15 protein-coding genes are annotated in these 14,343 nt (G+C 71.3%); 7 read left to right on the forward strand and 8 right to left on the reverse strand.

All coding sequences use genetic code 11. The annotated features are described in order from the left end of the window. Positions 1–168 precede the first annotated feature (168 nt). From ACIRYZ_RS39075 to ACIRYZ_RS39090, 4 genes are all read left to right on the forward strand, one after another. Positions 169–987 (forward strand): hypothetical protein, encoded by an 819-nt coding sequence (locus ACIRYZ_RS39075; protein WP_402953396.1) that lies wholly within the window; start codon positions 169–171, stop codon positions 985–987. A gap of 193 nt (positions 988–1,180) precedes the next feature. Further along, positions 1,181–1,621: an ATP/GTP-binding protein gene (locus ACIRYZ_RS39080; RefSeq protein ID WP_402953397.1), complete on the forward strand. Its 441-nt coding sequence runs from the start codon at positions 1,181–1,183 to the stop codon at positions 1,619–1,621. Next, positions 1,618–2,592: a TniQ family protein gene (locus ACIRYZ_RS39085; RefSeq protein WP_402953398.1), complete on the forward strand. Its 975-nt coding sequence runs from the start codon at positions 1,618–1,620 to the stop codon at positions 2,590–2,592. The genes ACIRYZ_RS39080 and ACIRYZ_RS39085 overlap by 4 nt, the downstream gene beginning before the upstream one ends. 550 nt (positions 2,593–3,142) lie before the next feature. Then, positions 3,143–3,859: a TetR/AcrR family transcriptional regulator C-terminal domain-containing protein gene (locus ACIRYZ_RS39090; RefSeq protein WP_402953399.1), complete on the forward strand. Its 717-nt coding sequence runs from the start codon at positions 3,143–3,145 to the stop codon at positions 3,857–3,859. 196 nt (positions 3,860–4,055) lie between these two features. On the opposite strand, the gene ACIRYZ_RS39095 is transcribed toward ACIRYZ_RS39090, so the two are convergent. The 4 genes from ACIRYZ_RS39095 to thpR form a co-directional block, all read right to left on the reverse strand. Next, entirely contained in the window at positions 4,056–4,796 is a 741-nt protein-coding gene (locus tag ACIRYZ_RS39095; protein WP_402953400.1) for an alpha/beta hydrolase, read from the reverse strand. A gap of 261 nt (positions 4,797–5,057) precedes the next feature. Beyond that, on the reverse strand, positions 5,058–6,071 hold the full coding sequence (locus ACIRYZ_RS39100; protein WP_402953401.1) for an SDR family NAD(P)-dependent oxidoreductase: 1,014 nt from the start codon (positions 6,069–6,071) through the stop codon (positions 5,058–5,060). A gap of 255 nt (positions 6,072–6,326) precedes the next feature. Continuing rightward, entirely contained in the window at positions 6,327–7,757 is a 1,431-nt protein-coding gene (locus ACIRYZ_RS39105; protein WP_402953402.1) for an alpha/beta hydrolase family protein, read from the reverse strand. A gap of 557 nt (positions 7,758–8,314) precedes the next feature. Next, on the reverse strand, positions 8,315–8,932 hold the full coding sequence (thpR, locus tag ACIRYZ_RS39110) for an RNA 2',3'-cyclic phosphodiesterase (protein WP_402953403.1): 618 nt from the start codon (positions 8,930–8,932) through the stop codon (positions 8,315–8,317). 176 nt (positions 8,933–9,108) lie between these two features. Here thpR and ACIRYZ_RS39115 point away from each other — a divergent pair, with 176 nt between their 5' ends. Next, a complete protein-coding gene (locus ACIRYZ_RS39115; RefSeq protein ID WP_402953404.1) occupies positions 9,109–9,720 on the forward strand; it encodes a hypothetical protein in 612 nt (203 codons plus the stop codon). Positions 9,721–10,045: 325 nt separating this feature from the next. After that, positions 10,046–10,498 (forward strand): DUF3592 domain-containing protein, encoded by a 453-nt coding sequence (locus tag ACIRYZ_RS39120; protein ID WP_402953405.1) that lies wholly within the window; start codon positions 10,046–10,048, stop codon positions 10,496–10,498. A gap of 162 nt (positions 10,499–10,660) precedes the next feature. Here the strand turns inward: ACIRYZ_RS39120 and ACIRYZ_RS39125 are convergent, their stop codons facing one another. Further along, positions 10,661–11,146, reverse strand: a complete 486-nt coding sequence (locus ACIRYZ_RS39125) for a helix-turn-helix domain-containing protein (protein WP_402953450.1) — start codon at positions 11,144–11,146, stop codon at positions 10,661–10,663. A 203-nt stretch (positions 11,147–11,349) separates the two neighbouring features. Here ACIRYZ_RS39125 and ACIRYZ_RS39130 point away from each other — a divergent pair, with 203 nt between their 5' ends. Further along, positions 11,350–12,072: an SDR family oxidoreductase gene (locus tag ACIRYZ_RS39130; RefSeq protein ID WP_402953406.1), complete on the forward strand. Its 723-nt coding sequence runs from the start codon at positions 11,350–11,352 to the stop codon at positions 12,070–12,072. A gap of 69 nt (positions 12,073–12,141) precedes the next feature. Here ACIRYZ_RS39130 and ACIRYZ_RS39135 read toward each other — a convergent pair whose 3' ends face one another. From ACIRYZ_RS39135 to ACIRYZ_RS39145, 3 genes are all read right to left on the reverse strand, one after another. Next, positions 12,142–12,453 (reverse strand): hypothetical protein, encoded by a 312-nt coding sequence (locus ACIRYZ_RS39135; protein ID WP_402953407.1) that lies wholly within the window; start codon positions 12,451–12,453, stop codon positions 12,142–12,144. A 206-nt stretch (positions 12,454–12,659) separates the two neighbouring features. Next, entirely contained in the window at positions 12,660–13,211 is a 552-nt protein-coding gene (locus ACIRYZ_RS39140) for a hypothetical protein (RefSeq protein WP_402953408.1), read from the reverse strand. A 133-nt stretch (positions 13,212–13,344) separates the two neighbouring features. After that, a complete protein-coding gene (locus ACIRYZ_RS39145; protein WP_402953409.1) occupies positions 13,345–14,298 on the reverse strand; it encodes an NADP-dependent oxidoreductase in 954 nt (317 codons plus the stop codon). Positions 14,299–14,343 lie beyond the last annotated feature (45 nt).

Genomic DNA, 14,343 nt, shown 5'->3' on the forward strand with positions numbered 1-14,343 from the left:
ACGACACCCAGTCCCACCCTCGATCGACGAACAGGCCGATCATGGCAGCCCGGACAACTGTTCATCAGCGGTTTGCGAATTTCCCAACGGAGTCCGTGATAGCCGACAGGGAGCAAAGCGCGAGGCCCGCCGACCCCTCGTGTCCCCCTCTTGCGCTACTCTCCGGCGATGCCAAGCATTGATCGATCTATCGTTCGACACTGGCGGGGCGCGACAGTTGCAGGCATTGTCCTCAGCGTCGTCGCACTGGCCGGCTGCGGTCCAAGTGGTGCCTCTACGGGTCCGGCCGGAGCGGCGTCCCCGCCCGCAAATGCCACGAGCAAGGCGTCGGCGTCGGCACCACCGGCGACAAGCCCTGCCGCGAGCTCGGCGGTCACACCGCTGTCCTTCAGCTACCACGCGCTCGGCACGCAGGAGTACATCGACCAGACGCTCTCCATCAGCAACGACGGACGGACGAGCGTGGTGCCAACCCTGGCGATCACAGCGGTGGACAGCACGGGGAAGGATCTGCCTGACGTGCGGGTCACCACCGCCTACGGGAGCGACCGAGGCAGCCTCGTCGTCCAACCCGGCGGCGGCTACGACGTCCTGGCCTTCAGTGGAGCCAGCGCCAGCCAGGTCGCCGATGTGAAAGTGACCGTCAAAGAGCTTGTCCCGACGGATTTTCCGGCCGATGCATCCGATGTCAAGGCCCAGCCAGCAGACGCGGCCGGTCAGCCTATGAGCAAGTTCGATGCCTTCGACCAGGTCATTCTGAAGAACCCGAACAACACGGCGGTTTCGGTCCGCGTCGTCTATCTGGTCTATGACCAGCCGAAGCCCGGTTTGTCCCAGCAGGCGATTGAGGTGGTCCCGATCGGCGGGCTAACCACAGTTCCGGCCGGAGGCACAATTTCTGTGACTGTATCGGGAGACGCCAAGGCGTCCGTGGAGAAGTACTCAGGCGGTCCGGCCGTCAGCGTCAAGGTCTACTTCTCCCGATAGCCGGTCGCGCGGGGCCGCCGGATGCCGGCCCCGCGCCATCATCTGGGCGATGAGGGTGAATCACCGTCACGGACATGTAGTCTATGAACCATCGCAGTTCAGAGCCGGTATCCGGGCTCCTGCGGTCGGTAAAATCGACGAGATCCACCGACTCAACCCCCGCACCAGCACCGGCGCGGATGCCGCCGACCTGTTGAAAGACCTCACCGAACGCATCCGGGCGACGTTCCTCTACGCCGGTATCGACGTCACCGACACCCCGCTGTTCACCGGCGTGCGCGGACAACAGCTCGCCGCCCGCGCCAGCCTGATCGACACCGGTGCACTGCCGCTTCGCCACGGCACCCGCGAACCGTTCCGCGAGCTGGCCGCCGCCATGGACAACGCCCTCGACCTCGACCAGCACCGCCCCGGCACGCTGCCCCGCCTGGCCGGCTACCTCCACGCCCGTACCGGCGGCAGGATCGGCAGCCTCTCGCGCCTCGTCCGCCAAGCGGCCATCACCACCATCCTGGACGGCACGCAGCGCATCACCCGCGCCGTCCTGGAGGACATCGACCTCGACTACCTAGCCGAAGAGCAGTACCGCCCCAGCCCGCACAGCCCCGCACGCAAAGCCACCGCCCGGCAGTGACACCGCACCCGCCGATCGCCTTCTATGGGCCGCCCGTCACCCCCGGCTGCCTGCGCATCCGGCCCCTGCCCGGCGAAAGCACCGCCTCCTACCTCACCCGCCTGGCACACGCCTACCGGCAGAGCCTGCCCCAGCTCCTCGACGCCCTCGCGATCGCCGTCGACGCGCAAGGGAAAGGCCTCGCCACCGTGCCCGGCGTCGAACTCCACCCCAACCGCAGCGCCCAGGTACGCATCGCGGCCCTCGCCCGCGTCCCGCACGCCCATCTCGCCCGGGCCCTGCCCCACTGGGAACCCGTGGCCAGCACCCGCCCGGCCCGGCCCGGCAGCGGCCACGAACTGCCCCACATCAGCTGGCAGCGCACCGCACGCCACCGGCAGCCACCCATCACCGCCTGCCCCGCCTGCGTCCTACACCACACCCGCGGCGCCACCCGCACAGCCTGGGCCTACACCCCCGACCACCAGCGCCTGTGCACCCGCCACCACACCTGGCCCACCACAGGCGAGCACAACCACATCCTCAACGTCGCCGAGCTGCCCGAACTCCAGCCCGCACAACGCGCCCACCAACGCCTGCTACGCCGCCAAGGCGCGGACCTCGCCTGGAGCTGGGCCCAGACCATCACCACCCGCTGGTACGACCACCAGCAACACGCAGCCCCAAGGTGGCGGCGACGCGCCACCGCCCTGGAAAGGACCAACCCCGAACTGGCACCCACCCACGGCTCATGGGCACTCCTCGCCCGGCCCGCCGTCACCTACCCCGAAACCGTCACCCTCGCCCGCGCCCTCCACCACCACCGCCTGCTCCTCACCCCCGACAACCACAACAGCCCCCGCCGCCACACCCACCCCACCGTCACCGCGTTCCTCCACCACACCCAGGCACGACCCAGCACGGCATCACCACGCCGCACCGCCCACCGGACGGAAGCACGCTCCGGCACCAGACTGAACCCGACCACCTAACGGGCTCTCACCGAAACCGCCACATCCGGGAAACCTCTCGAAGAAACAGCAACCCCCTCACCACACCCGCGAAACCACCAGCCCAACACCCACCGGCTTCTCCACGAGCAACACCGAACACCCGCCAGAGCCGACCCACCCCAACCCGCAACTTTCTCAACCAACCCGCGAAACCCCAGGCCAACCATCACCCCAACCCGCACACCCACCGCCACCCCATAGCAGACCCGCCATCACGTGCCAGGTGCCACGGTCCACGCTGGCCGCGTGCACCCGGACCAGGACCTCGTCGCGGCCGATGCCCGGTACTGCGATGACCGCGCAACGGAGCACGTCCTCGGGAGCGGCCCCGTACCGGTCCTGGACGACCGACTCCATGGTCTGCCCGGCGGCCACCGTCGCCGCGGTCGGCCCTGACAGCTGTTCGGCTTGCATCACGACGCTCCGAAGATGACTCGTCCGAGGACATGATGCCCTCGCCCTTACGACGTAAGGTTGGGCCTTACGCAGTAAGGTGTCAAGCCATCGAGCGGAGCGAACGGAGACCGACATGACTGCACGGCGGGAGCCGCCCCGGACGCCCCGCACCCCGCTCACCCGCGCCAAGGTGCTCCAGGCAGCCGTCGCACTCGCCGACGAGAGCGGGCTGGCGGCCGTCACAATGCGCAGGCTCGGCGAGGCGGTCGGGGTGGAGGCGATGTCCCTGTACACGCACGTCGCGAAGAAGGGCGACCTGCTCGACGGCATGATCGACACGGTGTTCGGCGAGATCGACCTGCCGACCGCCGGAGCGGCCTGGCAGCCCGCGATGCGGCAGCGGGCACTCTCCGTCCGCCAAGCCCTGTCCCGACACCGCTGGGCCATCGGCCTGATGGAGACGCGGGCCACTCCGGGCCCCGCCACGCTGCGCCACCACGACGCCGTCCTCGCCTGCCTGCGCACCGCCGGCTTCTCGATCGAGCTGGCCGCGCACGCGTACTCGGCCATCGACAGCTACGTGTACGGGTTCGCGCTGCAGGAGCGCGGCCTGCCGTTCGACTCCCCGGAGGAGACCGCCCAGGTTGCCGAGGCGATGCTGGCGCGGTTCCCGGCCGGCCAGTACCCGTACCTGGCCGAAATGGCCACCCGGCACGTGCTCCGGCCCGGCTACGACTACGGCCACGAGTTCGAGTTCGGGCTCGACCTGATCCTCGACGGGTTGGCACGGGCCGTGGTTGACGCACCCGGTGCCGCCAAGGACATCGACCACGAGGGGAACACGCCGTGATCCTGCGGCAGTTCGCCCTCCCCACCGGGAGGTCGGGAGGCGTGACCGGGGCGTACACGGCCCGGGGCAACGCCCGCCTGGCGCACGGGTGGTCGACGCACCGGAGCTGACCGGCGACGGGCGCGTCCTAGGTCGGCTACGGACCGAGCGTGAGCCCGCTGCTGTGCACCGGTCCGGCGGCGGGGACGGCCCGTGACTAGCGCAGATGCCGGGCGAAGAACCCGGCCGCGTCCTCCCCTGCGAACTGCGGGACGCCCGTGTGCCCGCCCATATTGGCGTGCAGCGTCTTCTCCTTGGAGCCGAAGGCGTCGAACAGGTCCAGGGACGCCTGCCGGTCGTTGCCTTCGTCGTCCCACTGCAGCAGGACGTGCAGCGGAATGGTGACCCGGCGGGCCTCCTCGAACATGGCGCGAGGCACGAGGCTCCCGGCGAAGAAGCCGGCGGCCACGATGCGGGGCTCGACCACCGCCAACCGGATGCCGATGGAGATCACTCCCCCCGAGTACCCGACCGGGCCGCCGATGTCGGGCAGCGACAGGACGGCGTCCAGGGACACCTGCCATTCCGGGACCGACTTTTCGACGAGCGGGAGGACGAGGGCGTCGATGATCTCGTCACCGACCGGCTCGCCGGCCTCCATGACCCGGCGCAGGTCGGCGCGGGCCTGCTCGGCGGCGGCCCAGCGGGGCCGGTCACCGCTCCCGGGGAGCTCGATGGTGGCCGCGGCGAAGCCGTCCGCCGTACAGCCTCGGGCCCGGGCGACCAGCCGGGGGTACATCCTGCGCAGTCCGAGCGGGGGGAGGCCGAGCAGGATCAGCGGCACCGGTGCGGACGCGGACGCGGATTCAGGCGTCCACAGGACGCCGGGGATCTCACCGAGGGTGAACTCGCGCTCGAGGACGCCGTCGTCGAGACGCTGTTCAGAAGTGAATTGCATGGTCGTGCCTTTCGGGAGTGCACTGGAACGGCGCTCCCGGACGACGACCTATCGCCCGACCGTGACCCCGGAGGAGAGCACCCATGTCGATACTGCGTTCACGGGTACCACCTCCTCGTTCTCTCGCACGGCCTCCGGAAGGCTAGCAGACCAGCCTTCGATGACACAGACCTGCGTCCGCCAGGGCTCGGTGGCACCGGACAACCGGTGTCCCGTGTCATGAGATCTCGACCGTTACGATCTCGACCGCAGGTTTCGATCTCATCCGGTCGAGACTTCTGCTTCGCCACGCCCGGTCGCCGGGCCTTCGGTCCCGCCGAACCTTGCCGGTGCGGCGAACATCGGGTCGATGCCGGTCAGATCGCAGCTGGCCGCCCAGAGACGTGCCGCGCTCGTGGTGTCGGCCAGATGGCTCCAGAGGGGTTCGATCCTGGGCGTACCGCGCAGTCCGAACGCTCGGGGACTCAGCAGCTGGCCGCCGCGCACACCCGGGTCGAGCACGGCCCGGACCGCGGGCCATGCGGCGGCGTCCTTGCCCTGGACGACCAGGCCGAGCGGCAGGCGGCTCAACCGCTCGCCGGTGGTCCGGACGTGGAACGGCGGACGCGAAGGGGTGAGGGAGTCGAGCGCGCCACCGGGATGGACGAGCACGCTCAGTGTCGTGCTGCCGGCGGCACGCAGGCAGCGGTCGAGTTCGAGAGCGAAGAGCATCTGGGCCAGCTTGGAGCGCGCATAGGCGCGCTTGGGCCGGTAGTCGTGCACGCTCTGGAGATCGTCGAGGTCCAGGCGTTCGGACTTGGCCGCGAAGCTGCCGGTGGTGACGATCCGGCTCCCCGGGGTCGCCATGAGCAGAGGGGCCAGGTGGTGGGTCAGCGCGAAGTGCCCCAGGTGGTTGGTCGCGAACATCAGCTCGTGGCCGTCCCTGGTCTCACGGCGCGGCGGGTGGTCGAGCGCCACCCCTGCGTTGTGGACGACCGCGTCGAGGCGGTCCAGCCCGAGCGCGTCCACGGACGCCTTGAGCGAGGCGGGATCGGCCAGGTCCAGGGGCACGTGCTTCACCCTGGCACCGGGCACGCGCGAGCCGATGGAGCCGATCGCGGCCTCGGCCTTCGCCCAGTCGCGGCTGCCGAGAACGACCGTGGCCCCGGTGCTGGCCAGCTGCTCGGCGACGAAATACCCGATGCCCGCGTTGCCGCCGGTGACCAGGAAGCTCTTACCCCGAGCATGAGGCAGTCGGTGAACGTCCCATTGCTGGGCCTGGGGTACGGAGGGCATGGCGGGCTCCCGGAAGCTCGGAGTGGTCTCAAAGGAGAGCGGGCCCGCACCTTCACGGTCGGCCACGCCCGGTTCCTACGGTTCCGGGGGCCACTCACATCCCGCCGACAGGTCGCTGTCCCCACTGACAGCCGACCGACATCGCGCGGGCCCGGCGCGGCAACAGCCGCTGCCTCCCCCCGCCGATCAAGAACAAGTGGCAGAAACCCACTTGCCGCCAGGACACGTGCCGGCGCCCGGTGCCGGCTCCTCGGGTCAGGGTTGCAGCAGTCCCCAGTACAGGGCCCATGGGGCGAAGACCGCGCCTGCGAGCAGCAACACGGCGAGCCGGACCCGGGCCGCGGCCACTAGGGAGCGGCGGGCGGTGGTGATCGCGGTGGCGCAGGTGGCCAGAACGGCGACAGCGGCGAACAGCTGGACTGCCAGCCAGACCACCGGCCGTCCGAGGAGCACCGGTCCGGGCAGCCCGCCCGCGGTGACTGCCAGGAAGAACAGGTAGCCCGTGGCCCCGATCGTGGCCGCCGTGCCGGCCAGCGCCGCCCAGCGCGCGGTGCGCGGCAGCTCGGCGGGCCGGGGCCGGCCTCGCAGGCGGCGGAGCGCGCCGGTCAGCAGGTACCCCGCGAAGCCGACCAGGCAAAGGGCGGCCGAGACGGCTTGCAGCCAAGGCGCCTCGTACCAGGAGAGCGGGGCGAGCGGGCGGCTCGCGGTGTCCTGACGGGGTGCCGGGTCGACGGTGATCGGGGGCGCTGCGGCGGCCAGTCGGCCGATCCAGGCCGCCTCGTACTCCGCGTAGTCGGCGGGCAGCGCGATGGGCCGGTCGTAGCCGTCGGCGAAGGTGCGTTGCAGGTTGTGCCGGACCCCGGGAACGGTGCGGATGGTGTAGTGCGCATTGCCTCCCCGGTCGAGGGCCTGCCGGATGATCCGCTCGCTCTCGGCCGGCGCCGCCTCGCGGTCCAGCGCACCCCACTCGGCCAGTACCGGCTGGCTCACGCGTTGCCAAGCCGGCACCGGGTCGTAGCCGGCCTCCGGGAACAGGCCGGCGGCGGCCAGCTGCCGGATGGCACTGACCTGCATGGCCGGCAGGAGCGAGCCCGAAACTCCCGCGTGGCGCAGGTATCCGCCATAGGCCCAGGCCTGTTGGCGCGCCGGGGTGAGGCCGACGGCGCCGGCGGTGACCACGAAGGCCACGTCGCCGGAGCGGCCGGCCGCCAGTGAGACCACCCAGGCGCCCTCGGAGAGCCCCCACAGGCCCACCCGGGACGGGTCCGCCTCCGGCCGCGAGCGCAGCAGCCGCACAGCGGCGAGGGCGTCGTCGGCCAACTGCCCGTAGTCACGGTGGGTGGTGGAGTAGCCGGCGGTGCGCTTGTCGTAGACCAGCGTGGGGATCCCCTGCCGCGCGTACGCCTCGGCGGCGGGCCGCAGTTCGGCCACCGTGACCGGGCCGGCACCGCCGACCATCACCAGTGCGGGACGCCGGACGGCACCGGGCCGCGCGATCAGTTCGCCGTGCAGGACAGTGCCGTCGGCGCCGGCGAACGTGACCTCGGTTCGGGTCGGTCCGTCGTCGGCGCTCGCCCTGGGCACCGAAACCGCCAGCAGCGTGGCGACCAGCGCCCCGATCAGCCCCCATCGCCCTGCCCCGACCACTCCTTGGACCCCGATCACTCCTTGGACCCCGATCCGCACGCTGTCCTCCATCCCCCGCATCCGGCCCGCAATGGCCGCTGTCCGTCGGGATCCAAGCCTTCCGCCCCGGCACCGGCACCGGGATGGGGCCACCGCCCGGACTCGGCGTGGGGAAAGCCCCCGTCAGCACATGAGTGCCTGACGCTGTCGGGATCTCGGAAATCGGAGGCTCCACGGTGGAGCGCGTCCAGGAGCGCGGTCTGCCGCTCGGTCAGCTTCCCGTCGGCCCGCGCCGAGGCCGGCGGTGCGCAGCTGGAGCCGGACCGGATCGGCGCGGCGGTCGCGGCGGCAGTGGCCGAGCTGTTCCGTTCGGTGCTGGACCAGCCGGGGCCCGCCACTCCCCCGGCACTGTGAGCACCCGCGCCCTGTGCGGCGACGAGAAGCTCCGCCCACCGTTCCCGCTGTCCCGCGCCGACCGGTTCGGCGACGGCCTGGCGGCGCTCGCGGTCTTCGTCGAACGCGAAGGGTACGTCCGGGTTCCGCGCACTGACAGCGAGGGCGGGGGGACCCGGCCGGCAGGCACCACGCGAGACGGCGAGGAGGCGCTCGCCGGTCGGCTACGGCTCGGCGGGAGCGCTGTCGTCCCCGCCCCGGACCGCGGCGCCGAATCGCCACGACTCGATGTCGCGGTAACGGATTGGCCCAGGGCCACGGCCGATGTTACTGCCGACCAGGTGGAGACGCTCGGCCCGCCACGGTCGGCCCACGAACCCGATGAGCCCGGCCGCGGCCTGCGGCACGCTGGTGGAATCGTCGCGACGGGACCGTGCCAGAGTCAGATGGGGCCGCAGCGGACGGTCGCTGAACTCGATCCCGCAGGACCTGACCAGCTCCCGGACGTCGGCGGCGAGCAGGTGCAGTCCCTCCAGGTCCCCGTCGATCCCGCTCCACAGCAGTCGCTCGTCGAAGTGGCCTCCACCACGCAGGCCCAGGCGCAGGGCGGGGTGCGATGCCGCCCGGCCGGCCAGCACCGACCGCAGCAACGGCACTGCTGTGGAGGGCAGTTCGCCGAGGAAGGCCAGGGTGATGTGCCAGTCCTCGATCCGGTTCCACCGCAGCCGCGGGTACATGGCGTAAGCGGGCCGCAAGGCCCGGGCCAGCTCGACCTTGGCGTCGTCGGGCGGAGCCAGCGCCACGAAGACCCGCAGGGTCGAGGGCTCAGGGTGATCGTCCACGAGGGATTTCTAGCACCCCACCAGAACCAGCACCACGGCGCAGCCGACCGGCCGAAACCGCCGCCCCAGCCACTCGCGGCCTTGTTGAAGTGCGGTGAGACTGCCACCGTTGTCGCCGCACAACCATCAACCAGCCGGGGAAGGACCCGGGTTGGGACGGCAGATGGGAGTTCGACATGACGTTTCTCCGCTCACGCGTCGCGGCGGTCGCCGTCGCGGCGACGATCGGCCTCGGTGCATTCGCCTCGGGCGCCGCACAGGCGGTGGCCGCGCCTGCCCCGGCCGCGCGGACCGTGGCCGCCATGGCTGCGACTGACAACGGCGCCACCATCATCCAGGGCAACTCGGTTCTGCCGAAGGGTAGTTCGTGGGTCTCTCCGGACGGCCAGACCGGTGTGGCCATGCAGGGAGACGGTCATGTCGTCCTCTACCACAATGGCGTCGCGACCTGGGCCGCGAACTGGACCATCAACCGCGGCGACCACTTCGTGATGCAGGGCGACGGCAACCTGGTGGCCTACGACGCCTCCAACGCGCCGGTCTGGTGGAGCGGCACCAACGGACACCCTGGCGCCTACCTCGCGGTCCAGGACGACGGCAACCTGGTGGTCTACCAGGGCACCACGCCGCTCTGGTACCCGGCCCTGAACGCCGGCTACCCCCAGCCGTCCATTCCTCCGGTCCACTTCCCCCCGAACTGCCCGACCCCGGGCCTGCCGCTCGCCCAGCCCGGCTGGACCTACAGCCCGTCCTGCCTCGGCTACCCGTTCGCCAGCTGGCCCTACTAAGCGCCCAGTGACCCCGGTCCGGCCGTGACGGCGGGCCCTGCCCTGGCAGGGCCCGCCGTCCTCGCCCGTCCATGCGCCGGACGAGGACCCCGGTGCTCGGCTGCCGGTCGGAGAAGTGGTCCCGGACCGCCGGCCGGTCTGCACGACGTTGACACCGGCTTTCGTCACTCCGGTCAGAAGTAGCCGGCAGCGGACGTCAGCAGCTCGTCCCCGGTCAAGCCGCATCCTCCGCTGACATCACGGTGACGACCATCAACTGGCCATCACCCGCGGACCATCACGGCTCCGAGCACGGCGCGGGCCCCAGACATGCAAGGATCCGCTCATGCGACGGGGGATCAAGGACGCGCGTCTTCCACGGGACCGCCATTGGGCCGCCGGCATACCGCTGGCCGTCCTCGGCATCGGCCTGATCGGCACCATGGTTCACCTGGAGAAGCAGGCCCACGATGTCGAAAGCCGAGCTCTACGCGCCCGGGCCACGATCATTCGCACCGAGCAAGCCCAGGACCATCGGTCGAACCACGCCCGGTACCTGCTGAGGTTCGACCCGAGCACCCACCTGGCGCCTCAGTGGACGAGCGGCGGCAGCGTCACGGGCAACGTCGGCACCACCGTCGACGTGATCTACGATCCGTCGGAACCCACTCACCTCGAAGCGGCATCCGAACTGACCCTTGGGCGCTGGCTTCCGGCGGTCATGTTCGGAGGCGGTGGCGTGACCGCTCTGGGGGTCGCAGCGGTGGCGCTGCACGGTGCGCCGCGACGCAAGAGCTGACCTGTCGGCCTCTGGGCCCACCGTCGAATCCGGCGGTGGGCCCGGATGACGGCCGGCCACGACACGCCGCTCACCCACGGCGGCATCATTGCCTTCCTTCCCGCCGGCACAAGGGGCAGGGAAGGCGACCGGGGACCGGATGGGCCCGACGACTACGCGCGATCACCGGCCGGGTCGTACGGGGCGGACCGACCGGCGAGCAGGCGCAGGGCGTGGTCGGAGGGGCTGTCGGGTTCTGCGGTGGAGAGGTAGAGGGCTTGGTCGGGGTCGTCGGGGAGGGTGAGTGACTCGTAGGTGACCGAGGATCATCGCCGGGGTGTTGGTCAGGGTGTCCAGGACCCGCAGCAGTCCGGGCCGTACCCGTTGGGGTGGTTCGGGGCGTCGGCCGGTGGAGCCAGGCTTGGGTTTGGCCAGGTCGAACAGGTGGGCCCGCTCCGCGGGGTCGAGGCGCAAGGCGCGGGCCACGGCGTCCAGGACGGCGGTGGAGGCGTTCGGGGTGCGGCCGCATTCCAGACGGACGTAGTAGTCGACGCTGACTCCGGCCAGCCGGGCGACCTCCTCGCGGCGCAGGCCGGGCACCCGGCGGCGGCCGGCGTGCGGGCCCAGGCCCGCCTCGTCGGGTCGGATCCGTGCCCTGCGGGAGCGCAGGAAGCCCGCAGTTCCAGGTTGGGTCCGCGCTCCGGTGACGTGCTCATTCCTTCAGGCTAGGACGGTGTACGGGGCCGCGGGCCACGTGAGAGGGGGTCTGCGGGACCCCCGGTGGACCCGGGCTCCTGTACCGGCACGCACGGGGCCCGGGGTGGTGATCTCCTGGAATGCGGCACGACCCAACCGCTTCGAGAGGCATCTCCATGACCAAGCCCCTGATCGTCATCACCGGCGCCAGCTCCGGCATCGGCGCCGCCACCGCGCGTCTGCTGTCCGCGCAGGGACACCCGTTGCTGCTGCTCGCCCGCAGGCTGGAGAAGCTGGAGGAGTTCGCCTTGCCGGAGACGCTGTGCCGCAAGGTGGACGTCACCGACCGCGACGCCGTCGAGAATGCCGTGCGCGAGGCGGAGGAGCGGTTCGGCCCCACGGACGCCATCGTCAACAACGCCGGCGTGATGCTGCTGGGCCGCATCGGCGACCAGCCGGTCGACGAGTGGGACCGGATGATCGACCTCAACGTCAAGGGCGTGCTGTACGGCACCCGCGCGGTGCTGCCCGGCATGCTCGCCCGCGGCACCGGCACGGTCATCAACGTCAGCTCCATCGCGGGCCGCAAGACCTTCCCCAACCACGCCGCCTACGTCGCCACCAAGTTCGCCGTGCACGCCCTGTCGGAGAACCTGCGCGAGGAGGTCGCCGCGACCGGCGTCCGCGTGGTGACCATCGCCCCCGGCGCCGTGGAGACCGAACTGCTCTCCCACACCAGCGACGAGAAGATCAAGAGTGACTACGAGGTGTGGAAGGAGTCCGCGGGCGGCGCCCTGGAGCCGCAGGTCGTCGCCGCGGCCATCGCCTACGCCTACAACCAGCCGCAGAACGTCACCATCCGCGAGATCGTCCTCGCCGCCACCGGCCAGGAGGCCTGATCCGGGCCGAGCCGGACCGCCGGGCACGACGCTTTCAGTCACTGTCGGTTCGCGGTCAACCCACCCGCATCACATGAAGCTGCCCGAACCCGATCCCTCGCCCTGCCGCCGCTGCTGCTCGCGCTCCTCGAACCAGCGCTCGAGGTCCTCGTTCCAGCGAGCCGCGTTGCTGCCGTCCAGCTGACCGGCGAAGGCCCGGTAGGCGGCCGGCACCAGAGCCTCGCGGTCGGCGGGCTCCGCCGAGGCGATCGCCCAGAGCGCCTCGGCGGTGTCGTCGTCCAGCCCGGTGCAGGAGTGCGGTCCCCCGCCGGCGAGCACGCGCTCCAGTTCCTCATGGAAGATCTGCCGCAGCTCCTGGTCGGTCGGCCACCCGTGGCGCATCCCAGCCCCTCATCGACGTCGAACCCGAACTCCAGCCCTCCGGAGAAGACTCGGTTGCCCAGGCATCTGGTTCCACCTGTCCGGAGGGGGCCGGTGGCGGCGTGGTCGAGCTGGGCGTGCCCGGTCGACGGCCCCGTGGAACCGCGGCGTTGACTCGGCCGGGTGGCAGCGCTCCGGAAGCGGACCAGGCCCAAGCGGGAGTCCGGCTAGAGGTGGGAGGCCATCAGGTCGTGGTCCACCGTCAGGGTGCCGCGGTCCAGTGCGGGCAGCCCCAGGTGGTCGCAGATCAGCTTGGTGAGCTGCTGCTCGAAGTCCCTGCTCTCGTGGTCCAGTCCGGCCGCCGTGATGACGGGGGCCAGTTCGTTGGGCCAGTGCTCCCCTACGTGTTCGGGTCCCTCGTAGTCGATGCAGGACGAGGTCCGGCCGTCCTTGTAGTGGTAGGCCTTGGGTCCGTGGGCCTTGGCGATGCACGGGTTGGGGACGAACACCACCAGCTCGGCGCCCTGAGGACACAGCTCGCGGTAGTCGATGTCGTCGTAGTCGTCACGCGACGCATTGACCAGGTTGTGCACGATCACACCCCAGTCGCCGGGTGCCACGTCGTTGCCGTGGGCGAGCGGCGGCCGGTGCAACGCGACCAGTCCTTCCGCCATGGAGGCCAGGCTGGTTCCCCTGAAGTACACCAGGACGGATTCGTCGTCCCCGTAACGGTCTTCGCCCAGCCACGCGATGACGCCGCACTTGATCCAATCGGTCATGCCCGGCACCGTAACCCGAGCCGCCGACACACCCGGCTGCCTGTCGGCATCGTGGGTACGGTGGCGGCGGCGCGGTGTGGAGTGGGCGTAGCCCTGCGCGGCGGCCGGGACCGGCGCCTGGTCCGGCGGTCGACTATCCGTCCGCGACATGGATGACGACCTTGCCGCGCCGGTGTTCCTTCTCCAGCGCCTCGTACGCGGCGCGGGTCTGCGCGAGGGGAACGACCCGGTCGACCTGCGGGAGCAGCCGTTCGCTCGTGATCAACTCGCTGATGGAGTCGAGCCCGTCACGGTCCGGCTCGACGATGAAGAACACGCCGTGTGCGGCAGGGTCCCGGGCCGTGCCGGGGTCGGGCGGCGCGACGATGCTGACCAGGACGCCGCCCGGGCGCAGCACGGCCCACGACCGGGTCTGGGTGTCGCCGCCCACTGTGTCGAGCACGACGTCCACGTCGGCCACCTGGTCCTCGAACCGGCCGCCCGCGCAGTCGATGACGTTCCGGGCGCCGAGGCCGGCGACGAATGCGGCGTCGCGGGCCGAGGCGGTCGCGGTGACCCGGGCGCCCAGTGCGGCCGCGATCTGGACGGCGAACGAGCCGACGCCTCCGGCGCCGCCGTGGACGAGGACGTGCCGGCCGGGCTCCAGGTGGGCGTGGTCGACGAGGGCCTGCCATGCCGTGAGCGCCGCCAGCGGGACGGCCGCCGCGCTGCGGTGGTCCAGTCGGGCCGGCTTGGCGGCGAGGACCCCGGCCGGCACGCCGACGTATTCGGCGGCGGCCCCGTCCTGCAGGAACGGAATCAGTCCGTACACCTCGGCACCCAGCGCCGGGGCCGTGACACCTGCCCCGTGCTCGACCACGACGCCGGACACCTCGTGCGCGGGGATGACGGGCGTCCGGTCCCGCCCGGAACCGTCGAAGCTGTCGGTCCAGGTGGCGTCCCAGGAAAGCTCGCCCGTGGTGATGGAGGCCGCCCGGACCGCGACGACGACCTCACCGGGCCCCGGCTCGGGACGCGGCGCGCTCTCGTAGACCAGCTCTTCGGGGCCTCCGCGTCGGTGAGCGCGTACCGCGCGCATCGTGCTCATGAGGCCCTCGCTTCCGGATCGGGGCGGGGCCGTGCCGAAGGCCAC

The organism is Kitasatospora sp. NPDC101155 (genome assembly GCF_044768305.1).
Taxonomy (GTDB): Bacteria; Actinomycetota; Actinomycetes; order Streptomycetales; family Streptomycetaceae; genus Kitasatospora.

Bases quoted from the DNA above. Each gene is read 5' to 3' on its own strand.
- ACIRYZ_RS39140 (WP_402953408.1), bottom strand. From the start codon at position 13,211: ATGACCGATTGGATCAAGTGCGGCGTCATCGCGTGGCTGGGCGAAGAC.
- ACIRYZ_RS39115 (WP_402953404.1), top strand. From the start codon at position 9,109: ATGACGTTTCTCCGCTCACGCGTCGCGGCGGTCGCCGTCGCGGCGACG.
- ACIRYZ_RS39075 (WP_402953396.1), top strand. From the start codon at position 169: ATGCCAAGCATTGATCGATCTATCGTTCGACACTGGCGGGGCGCGACA.
- ACIRYZ_RS39120 (WP_402953405.1), top strand. From the start codon at position 10,046: ATGCGACGGGGGATCAAGGACGCGCGTCTTCCACGGGACCGCCATTGG.
- ACIRYZ_RS39135 (WP_402953407.1), bottom strand. From the start codon at position 12,453: ATGCGCCACGGGTGGCCGACCGACCAGGAGCTGCGGCAGATCTTCCAT.
- ACIRYZ_RS39090 (WP_402953399.1), top strand. From the start codon at position 3,143: ATGACTGCACGGCGGGAGCCGCCCCGGACGCCCCGCACCCCGCTCACC.
- ACIRYZ_RS39130 (WP_402953406.1), top strand. From the start codon at position 11,350: ATGACCAAGCCCCTGATCGTCATCACCGGCGCCAGCTCCGGCATCGGC.
- ACIRYZ_RS39145 (WP_402953409.1), bottom strand. From the start codon at position 14,298: ATGAGCACGATGCGCGCGGTACGCGCTCACCGACGCGGAGGCCCCGAA.
- ACIRYZ_RS39100 (WP_402953401.1), bottom strand. From the start codon at position 6,071: ATGCCCTCCGTACCCCAGGCCCAGCAATGGGACGTTCACCGACTGCCT.
- ACIRYZ_RS39095 (WP_402953400.1), bottom strand. From the start codon at position 4,796: ATGCAATTCACTTCTGAACAGCGTCTCGACGACGGCGTCCTCGAGCGC.